Origin of the sequence: Pandoraea terrigena (assembly GCF_902459705.1) — a bacterium.
In the GTDB taxonomy this organism is placed as follows: domain Bacteria; phylum Pseudomonadota; class Gammaproteobacteria; order Burkholderiales; family Burkholderiaceae; genus Pandoraea; species Pandoraea terrigena.
In genome coordinates, this window is record NZ_CABPRU010000025.1 from 1 (window position 1) to 4,513 (window position 4,513).

5 protein-coding genes are annotated in these 4,513 nt (G+C 58.9%); 1 reads left to right on the forward strand and 4 read right to left on the reverse strand.

Annotated features, from left to right (window positions below; genetic code table 11):
• Positions 1-482 precede the first annotated feature (482 nt).
• Positions 483-1,058, forward strand: coding sequence for a hypothetical protein (locus PTE31013_RS24590; protein WP_150615196.1), 576 nt, complete (start codon positions 483-485; stop codon positions 1,056-1,058).
• Between the two features lie 17 nt (positions 1,059-1,075).
• Here the strand turns inward: PTE31013_RS24590 and PTE31013_RS24595 are convergent, their stop codons facing one another.
• The 4 genes from PTE31013_RS24595 to PTE31013_RS24610 all read right to left on the reverse strand — a co-directional run.
• Positions 1,076-1,579, reverse strand: a complete 504-nt coding sequence (locus PTE31013_RS24595; RefSeq protein WP_150615197.1) for a DUF1643 domain-containing protein — start codon at positions 1,577-1,579, stop codon at positions 1,076-1,078.
• Positions 1,576-2,283 carry an HNH endonuclease gene (locus PTE31013_RS25030; protein ID WP_150615198.1) on the reverse strand — a complete coding sequence of 236 codons (708 nt, stop codon included), beginning with the start codon at positions 2,281-2,283 and terminating at the stop codon, positions 1,576-1,578. Before PTE31013_RS25030 ends, PTE31013_RS24595 begins: the two co-directional genes overlap by 4 nt.
• Positions 2,283-4,199 carry a hypothetical protein gene (locus tag PTE31013_RS24605; protein ID WP_150615199.1) on the reverse strand — a complete coding sequence of 639 codons (1,917 nt, stop codon included), beginning with the start codon at positions 4,197-4,199 and terminating at the stop codon, positions 2,283-2,285. Before PTE31013_RS24605 ends, PTE31013_RS25030 begins: the two co-directional genes overlap by 1 nt.
• A partial coding sequence (locus tag PTE31013_RS24610) for a hypothetical protein (RefSeq protein WP_150615200.1) occupies positions 4,192-4,513 on the reverse strand: 322 nt, incomplete at its 5' end. The genes PTE31013_RS24610 and PTE31013_RS24605, both read right to left, overlap by 8 nt.

The following is a 4,513-nucleotide window of genomic DNA, read 5'->3' on the forward strand; positions in this document are numbered from 1 at the left end:
ACCCGCAGAATCTCTTTCAGTGCTTCGGCCGTGGCCGGGTGGGTGGTCATGCTTCGAAAATCCTTGCTCTTCGGTATTGCGCCCAAATGTCTCGCCGTCGACGGTCTGCCTCTGGGGCTGGTATAGGCTCAACTCTGGGCTTATCGGCTGCTGCGTGAATAGGGCAGAAGTCGACAGACTCAGTCCATCCGCGCGCACCGCTTACATGAAACATGTGCTGGTAGCGTTTGCAGGCATTGCACAGCGGCGCGTCACAGGTGTAGGGCAACGAAAACGAACCATCCGGCATTGTTCCTGTGTAGGGCTTACCGTCTTTGAAATAGCCCGCGATAGGCCACCCGAGTTGGAAGTCACATAGCCATTCAGCGTGGCCGCCGCAGACGACGCATTCGCTGTCGCTCACACCACCTCCCGGCAGTCGCCCAGAATGATCTCGTTCTGTCTCATGCTAGGATTCCTCGAAGAAAAATGAGGGAGGCGTGATGACGTTCTGGATGGGCGTTCCAAGGGCACTTTGGGCTTATTGCGCGACTGTGTTTGCAGTTGGCGGGGTAATTGCGGTGCGTTCGGTCTTTTGCCTTTCGGTATCCGATTGGGCTGCTTGGGTACAGGCGATCGGGTCGATCGCAGCCATAATGGGTGCGTTCGCGATTGCGAATGACCAGCGAAAACGTGACCGTGATCTTCGTGCCGAATCCGAGCAGGCCAACGCTTTTCAATATGAAGTCGAGGCTCGCTGGATGAGTTCTGATGTGCTGGACTTTCTGAATCAGTTCATTGGCTGCCGCGAAGCCTTGCCTATCAGTATCAAGATCGAAGACAACGACGTTGCTGACTTGCTTGAACGACTGGCCTGGTGTCGTCAACGAGCACGGGACCGAGATCAGCTTGAAGCAATAGGTACACTCCGGCGTTCGTTGATGCAGACAAACCGACTTGTTCTTGCGCGCACCTATATCGGCTTCACCCCACTTACTGATGAAGACGTGAAGTTGCTTACTGGACTTCGCAACGAGGCTCTTGGGGCATGGGCATTGATTCAGGGTGTTGAACTCTAGTCTGGAATGCCTTCTCATCACGCCCCCTTAGCGCCGTCGACGCGCACCGGCCACTCGATTAGCGGCTGGTCGCCGCGCACGTAGAGCGGGTGTCGCGGCGAGCCGTCCTTGGTGACGCCGAGGCACATCAACTGATGATGGCGCCGGCTGAATATCTCTCGCACGGCCTGCGCGCGCTCGGGGCGAGCGTTCGTGCCCCAGGCGCAGACAACCGTCTCATGTTTGGCGGCGAGTTCGCGCAAGTACTGGTCGTTCAGCGGGCCTACCGGGTCCGGATGCTTCCACAACTCGTCTGGATTGGTGGCGCGCATGGCATACAGGTTCGCCACGACGATGCCGTCGCAGTCCCACGTGCGCGCGAAGCCGCGGCACCGGCGGATAGTAGGATCGTCGAGGATAGCGTCAGCGGTGCTTGGATTGAGCATGATGAACAGGGCGGGGCCGCGCGTGGCGAACGCATCGTGCGCGTCGCGCGTCAGGGTATAGCGATACTGACCGCAAGGGCTGATAATGGCGCTCACGATTTCCGCTCCTCCGCTGCCTGAGAGGATTGCTTCGACGCGAGGGCCACCGCGTATGCCGAATGCGCTTCCTCTGCCGTTCCGAAGTAACCCAGATGCACTTTCCGGTAGCCCACTCGAATTTCTGCCGAATAGACGCCGTTCGGCTTGGCCACCACCCCACGAAATCCGAGCCTATTGTTCGAGCGCGGCGCTGCCATATCTGACTGTTCAACGTGTCCGAAGACCGGATTCAGGACGGCATATTCCCCATGGAGTCGAATGGCAGCCTTGTTGAACTCATGGGCCGCTTCCTCCGCTGTGTCGAAGAATCCGAGGTTCTTGACGCCATAGCGACCTATCTTCGCCTGCCACTTCCGAGCTTTCCTGTTATAGGTGACGCCGCGATATCCTGAAGTGTTGTTCGCGTTGATGCGGCGATTGATGGAGTTTTCCGACCGCCCGACAATGCGCAGATTGGCAATGCGATTGTTCTGCTTGTCCATGTCGATGTGATCGAGAATTCCGTTCGGCTCTTCACCGTAATACAGCAGCCACGCCACACGATGCGCGCGGTATGTTCCGTCTGCGCATGAGACATAGAGATGACCCCGAGGGGCCACGAACGTGGCGACCTTTCCGGCATTGAATTTCTTGCGCGTGATCACGCCGGTTTCCGGGTCATACGAGAGCAATCGATTGGCGACTTCGAAGGAGAGGCCCATCACTCCTCCCCTTTGCCGGCCTGATTGGCGGCAATGGCGATCTTAGCGACAGTCCCGTCTTCGACCATTGCGGTGTCCGCCTCATCGCACCAAAAATTCTGCGGTTCGCCGGATACTGTGTCCCACGCGTCTTCATTGGCACGCATGAAGTGGTGGCCTTCAGCGTAGAACGTCAGCGCCTCGATCAGGCGCGCGACCTCCGCATCCCGCTTGTCCTCTCTGCCATCCGCCGACAACTGAATGCCGCCAAATTCGTTAGCGTCGAACCACTCGACTCGGCCCTGATGGGTGACGAGAGCGATACGATCCCCGGCGCGAAGCATTACGCCAGCGTCAACTGCTCCCTCAGATTTAAGGAACGCGGCTTTATTCTGTGCGATGGTGTTTCCACCATCCGCCGCCAGCGTGGCGCGGCCAAGCTTCCATCCCGCACTGAATCCCTGACGCAAGAACGCGAGTTCTTCGGCATGGCACGGCGGCACGGTTCTTTTCCACTTCTCAAACGCCTCCCGCTCATCCCCGCCCATCTTCGCCTCAAGCAGTTTCTTGAGCCGTTCAATCTCAACATTCCCGGCCAGATGCTCTGCCTTCCAATACTCGGCAGTACGGCGAGCTTCATCACGGGCAGCACATAGCCGACGCAACTCTGCGCTATCGCGGGCGTGCTGCTCGCTCCAGCCCCTTGCACGCGCCATCGCGGCTTGCCATGCGACCCACGCAGTTTCCACATGGTCTTCCGCATAGCCAGTCTGTCCTCGACGGCAAGGATCGCTCCCGTTCTCACTGTCGAAGGGCAGAGCATCTGTGCGCACCCATGCCTCGAACACCTGTCGATCATCCCCGCCCACCTTCGCGGGAGACGTGAGGGCGGCGCATAAGCGCTTCAGAACTCCGACCACGTAGGGCCAGCCGGGAGGCTGCGTTTTTAGCACGGAGTCGATTGCATCTTGAATTGCGCCTTTCTCCAGATCATCGAGGCCGCCCACCTGCACCGCATCTGCGGCGCGCTCGGCCAGCCATTCCTGTTCCAAGTCCTGAATGTAGTTGTCGATCACGCTGCACACAGCGCTTGGGTGTGTAAGTTGCTTCGAAATGCGGCCGCCCGTGGCGTGCATATACACGCTCGGGACGTAGTCCATCAGCGTGGCATAGTCCGAAAGTTCAGCTTTGAGTGCGTCGAGATTTAGCGAGCCATCTTCGTTCGTGACGAGCGGCTTCCAGAAGTCGACCCACGTCTTCTCGATGTCCTGCTCGCGCGTCTCGGGGGCATGCGGCCAGTTGCGCTCGCCGTCACTCACGGGCGCGGCGGCCAATGCTTCCGGCTCGTAGCTGCAGCAGTAATCGAATTCGTGGTCGGGATACTCGTTCCAGGCTTCGCACGCGTCGCAGTTTTCACCGTCATTCTCGGGGTGCTCGGCGCAAGATTCCGGCCGTGGCTCGACGTTGCACTTGACCGTCTTGTGGGTGACGATGCCGGACACGACACTGTCGACTTCTTCGCTCCAACCATCATCGAGATAGCCTTCGATGGCGGACTTATGAGCGGCGTCGCGTTCCGCGTCGCTCTTGAACTCGTTGTATCCGCCTTCGTTGTCGTGCACGAAATACACCACCGCTTCTTGCCCTGCGCTCTGTGCGGCAACCATATTGCGCGAGTCCGCAACATGGTCGACCTTTTCGGTGGCTTCACCGGAATGGTCTGCGCTCTGTGCGGCTGCGAGCATGGCTCTGAGTTTCCCTACAACGGCGAGTTCATCGTAGTAATCCCTACGAGCCAAGTCAGAATCGCGCCAGTCGCCATTCAGGCAATGGGTTTCCTTCAGGCTATCAGCGCCGGCTTGAATTATTTCTGCGGCCCGCTCAATCAGCGCACGGTGGTTCGTCGCATCAAACGTCACGGTCTTGAGTTCATGCATCGTCGTCATCCTTGATATCGAGAGGGCAGTGCCGACCAGATTTCACCGGTTCGCCATCGCGCTCTTGCGGGCATTGAGCGTGCGAACAGTCGCCGTCACGGGCAGCAGCGCAACGTGTGAGCGCCTTGTCGGGTTTCGGCAAGCGTGGCCGCGCCGCATCGAGCTTTCGGGTCAGGATCCGCTCTACAACAGACGCAACAGCACGAGCGTCGGCGGCGCTGATCTGGATATCGCCGTAGCTGGTCGAGATCGTGAATCCGCTCTCCATTGCCGGAACCTGCTTTGCCAATGCGTAACTGATCGCATCAAACGTC